General features: G+C 43.7%; 3 protein-coding genes and 2 tRNA genes. All 5 read right to left on the minus strand.

Annotated elements, in window-relative coordinates; all coding sequences use genetic code 11:
* A partial coding sequence (rsxC, locus tag AX660_RS13440; protein ID WP_082768907.1) for an electron transport complex subunit RsxC occupies positions 1–2,126 on the minus strand: 2,126 nt, incomplete at its 3' end.
* Positions 2,127–2,136: 10 nt separating this feature from the next.
* Positions 2,137–2,703 carry an electron transport complex subunit RsxB gene (gene rsxB / locus AX660_RS13445; protein ID WP_068377780.1) on the minus strand — a complete coding sequence of 189 codons (567 nt, stop codon included), beginning with the start codon at positions 2,701–2,703 and terminating at the stop codon, positions 2,137–2,139.
* Positions 2,703–3,284, minus strand: coding sequence for an electron transport complex subunit RsxA (gene rsxA / locus AX660_RS13450; RefSeq protein ID WP_068377782.1), 582 nt, complete (start codon positions 3,282–3,284; stop codon positions 2,703–2,705). The genes rsxB and rsxA overlap by 1 nt, the downstream gene beginning before the upstream one ends.
* Positions 3,285–3,480: 196 nt before the next feature.
* A tRNA-Asn gene (locus AX660_RS13455) sits at positions 3,481–3,557 on the minus strand.
* 42 nt (positions 3,558–3,599) lie between these two features.
* A tRNA-Asn gene (locus AX660_RS13460) sits at positions 3,600–3,676 on the minus strand.
* Positions 3,677–4,593: the final 917 nt, after the last annotated feature.

Below are 4,593 nucleotides of genomic sequence, written 5' to 3' on the forward strand. Positions count from 1 at the left end.
GCTACAGCAATACGGGCTTTTTTGTCAGCGATTTGTTGATTCTGCTCGCTGGCTGCGTCTGTTGGGGGCTGAGCTGATGCTGCGGTATCTGCTGATGCACCCGTTTCTGCTGCTTTCGTTTTTGATCTTGTGGTTTTGGGAGAAGCATTAACGTCAGACTCTGTCTGCTGTAGTTCCCGTTTAGCCTTAGCTTTCGCCACTGCCGCGGCAATTTTACGTTGTTTGTCGCTAAGCTCTTTATCTACTGCTGCTGGTTTCTCAATAGTCTTATTAGTTGATGTCACTCGACTTTTATTGGCAGGCAAAGAAGTTTTAAGTTTTACATCTGCAGTTGTTGTGTTTGTTTGTTCAGCAACCGCTGGCTCAGTGTTTGGGACCTTGTTACTCTCATCTGAGTTTTGTGCGGCTTCAAGCGCCGCTTTTTTGGCCTTAGCTCTGGCGATAGCCGCTTGCACTCGCTCATTGCTGCTGGCCGCAGGACTTGTTGTTGTTTGCGTTTGGTCTGCATCGGCAGTGGTGGCGGTTGTTTGTTCTGTTGTTGGTGAGCCAGCATTAGCCAGTGCTTGTTTTTTCTCTTTGGCGCGTGCTAAGGCCGCAGCAATTTTATCTTTAGCGTCATTACCCGATTGCGACATGGCTTCTTTTCTGGCTTCGGCTGCCAGACGATGTTTTTCGTCTCGGGCTTGTTGATCGGCAATTAAACGTGCGGCACGGGTTTCAAAACGTTCACGGGCTTTATCCGCTTTCTGTTTTTCTTGCTGCTCTATACGCACATCTGCTTTAGCAATGCGGTAATAATGTACTAAGGGAATTTCACTCGGGCAGACATAAGCACAAGCTCCGCATTCGATGCAGTCAAATAAATTATATTCTTGGGCCTTGTCGAGTTCTTTGGCTTTGGCATGCCACAGCAGTTGCTGGGGCAACAGTGAAGCAGGGCATACATCGGCGCAAGCACCACAGCGTATACAGGCTTGTTCTTGATTACCGGTTAAACCACCGGCTAGTTCTTTAGTGGCTGGCACTAAAATGCAGTTGGTGATTTTAACCACTGGCACTTGTGGGCTAGCAACGGTAAAACCCATCATGGGCCCGCCCATAATAACCGTAGGCGTTTTTTGTTGTTTTGCCTGATATTCATTATGTTCAAGCAAGTGCTCGATGGGGGTGCCTATCAGCGCCCAGTAATTACCCTGTTTTTTCAGGGCTTGTCCGGTTACGGTGACCACTCGCTGGATTAAAGGTTTACCGGTGAATATGGCATCGGCAATGGCAAAACAAGTACCAACGTTATGCATGATCACGCCAACATCCATGGGTAAACCACCACTGGGTACTTCGCGGTTGGTGAGTACTTGAATCAGCTGTTTTTCGCCACCGGCAGGATACTTAGTGGGTACAATGCAAATGCGGTAGTGAGGGTTTTCACGACAAGCCACTCGCATGGCTTCTATGGCTTCAGGTTTGTTATCTTCGATGCCAATCAATACTTGTTTAGGGCTGAGTAAGTGACTTAATACATCTATGCCTTGGCGAATTTGCCAAGCGTGCTCACGCATCAAACGGTCATCCGAGCTGATATAAGGTTCACACTCGATGCCATTAATAATTAAAAACTCAACGTTCTTTTTTGGCGCAGATTTGATATGAGTTGGGAATCCTGCGCCACCCATGCCACTAATGCCGCTATCACAAATTGCGCCAAGCACTGCCATTTTGGGTTGATTTAAATAATCAGTTAAGGGCTTTAAGCCTAGCCAGGTATCTTGTTGATCACTTTGCAGCTCGATGGTGATTTCAGGCAGGCCAGAGGGATGAGCTGAAACATGGGGACCAATTGCTGTTATCGTGCCAGACGTTGGCGCATGAATAGGCACGGCAAAGGGGTTCATGCTTTTAGTTAGGGCTTGACCTTTTAAGACATGCTGGCCTACTTCAACAATAATATGACCTTCCACCCCGATATGTTGTTTTAAGGGGATAAACAAACGTGCAGGTATAGGCAACTGGCCTATAGGCTGCTGATTAGATAGGTGTTTATATTGAGGAGGATGCACTCCACCGGGGAAATCCCAGAGTTCGTTGGTATCTAGCTTAGTGATGATGTCGTCAAACGTGGTCGGCATGATCAGCAACTCAACTTACTTGTTTAATGGGGATGGCTTGCAAATTCCAACGCCATGCAGCGCTGCTATTGGCGAGCGGTATCATATCAATGCAGTCAACCGGGCAGGGATCAACACAAAGATCACAACCTGTGCACTCATCTGCAATGACGGTATGCATTTGTTTAGCCGCACCAAGGATGGCATCCACCGGACAGGCCTGAATACATTTAGTACAACCAATGCATTCATCTTCACGGATAAAAGCGACTTTTTTGACATCTTCTGTGCCGTGGGCACTATCTAAAGATTTAGGCTCAACACCCATCAAATCTGCGAGTTTTTTAATGGTGGCGTCGCCACCGGGTGGGCATTTATTTATATCGTCGCCATTGGCAATCGCCTGAGCGTAGGGTTTGCAACCTGGATAGCCACATTGGCCACATTGAGTTTGGGGCAGGATCGCATCTATCTGCTCAACTAAAGGGTCGCTTTGTACTTTAAAGCGAATGGCCGCATATCCAAGAATGGCACCAAAAACCAAGGCCATTAAACCCAGTGCGATCAAAGCGGTTAGGATGGCAGCTCCCAAGGACATTAAAATTTCACCAAACCGGTAAAACCCATAAAGGCCAGAGACATTAATCCGGCCGTGATCATGGCGATTGAAGCACCTTTAAAGGGTAAGGGCACATCGGCCACGGCTAAACGTTCACGCATGGCGGAGAAAAGTATTAATGCTAATGAAAATCCCAGAGCAGCGCCAAAACCATAGACCACCGATTCGATAAAATTATGCTGTTGATTGATATTCAACAATGCCACCCCTAATACGGCGCAATTAGTGGTGATAAGAGGTAAAAATATGCCAAGCAGGCGATATAGAGTAGGGCTGGTTTTATGCACCACTAATTCAGTGAACTGCACTACCACGGCAATCACTAAGATAAAACTTAAGGTGCGCAGATAACCTATGCCTAAGGGGATAAGCAAATAATGCTCAACCAAATAACTGGATAAAGACGCAAGCGTAAGTACAAAGGTGGTGGCCATAGACATGCCAATGGCGGTTTCTAATTTACCAGACACGCCCATAAAGGGGCACAAACCCAAAAATTGCACTAATACAAAATTGTTAACCAGCACGGTGCCGATAAGAAGTAGGAAGAATTCAGTCATTATACAAAGAAGGTAACCACACATTGCCAAACAGGCTGTATTATCGGTATTTCAGACAGTATTAACAACTTGATATTCAAAACTTTATTGTAATAAACGCTTTATTATTGAAATAGCCCACTATAAACACCAATGATAAACATGAGGGTGAGTAAAAGTAACTAAAAGGAAAGTTGATATTGCTGCTTGAATGGGATGGCTCCCCCTCCCCGACTCGAACGGGGGACCTGCGGATTAACAGTCCGTCGCTCTAACCAACTGAGCTAAGGGGGAATTCAATACTAGTGTGCAAAATTTGATATGGTAGCCAGTAGTTGGCTCCCCCTCCCCGACTCGAACGGGGGACCTGCGGATTAACAGTCCGTCGCTCTAACCAACTGAGCTAAGGGGGAATCAAATTTTGCTGTTGAGAGACAGTTTGATGGCTTCCAACCTCCCGTTTTTCAACGGTGGCGAATGTTAATGAGACAGTGGCCCACTGTCAACACTCAATACAACAAAAACACCAATCTTTTTGCATTCTGCATAAAGCTTATTCAATTGTTGTATTTTATTTAATCACTAAGCATTTTTTCAGTACTTTATGCCTAAAAGAAACGATTTTTTGCGTTAATATTTGCGCACCTTGTAGGTGCAATTTGCACTGGTAATAAGGTTATTACTATAGTTCTAAAAGATATTAAAAACAACTTGATAACTGTGCCTATGTACAGTGATTAACAAATTTGTAACCTTTTTAGGCTTTACCTAAGGTTGGTGGTTACTAACATAAGGCTCTGACTTAATCTGAGCAAACTCCCGTCCCGTCTGAGTCTAGCTAAGTTATCCACGAAAGCTGTGGATAAAGCTGTGGGTGAAATCTTGTAGCAGTCGTTTTGATCTTTCAATTAGATGTCAATAACTAAATAAAAAAATATCTTATATTTTATATAAGTTCATATAAAACAATTGCTTATGTTTTTTTGTGGGTTATTTTTTAGAATTTGTAACAAAAGCACTTGTGCACCGTTATGGCTTGTGTGTTGTTTTATAAGGCAAAAATGAAAACGATTTAAAAAATAATATAATGCAAGGTCTGGAAGCCCTTTTAAACAGGTTTTACTTAGGTCACAAATTTGCAACTTTGTAAGAAAAGCACTTTTCATCGTTGATTATTTTCTAACTCTGTTGCTTTATAGCAACAGTTTTAGCACTAGAATTTGACTAGGCTAAAAAACCATGAAATGGGCTAAATAGTGAGATTTGCTGAAAAAAAATCGCGTATGATAAGGTTTTTACTATTTATTAATTGAGCTGTTTTAAACGCCTA

Origin of the sequence: Paraglaciecola hydrolytica (assembly GCF_001565895.1) — a bacterium.
Lineage (GTDB): Bacteria > Pseudomonadota > Gammaproteobacteria > Enterobacterales > Alteromonadaceae > Paraglaciecola > Paraglaciecola hydrolytica.

Excerpts from the sequence above, each read along its gene's own strand:
- rsxA (WP_068377782.1), bottom strand. The coding sequence starts at position 3,284 with ATGACTGAATTCTTCCTACTTCTTATCGGCACCGTGCTGGTTAACAAT.
- rsxB (WP_068377780.1), bottom strand. The coding sequence starts at position 2,703 with ATGTCCTTGGGAGCTGCCATCCTAACCGCTTTGATCGCACTGGGTTTA.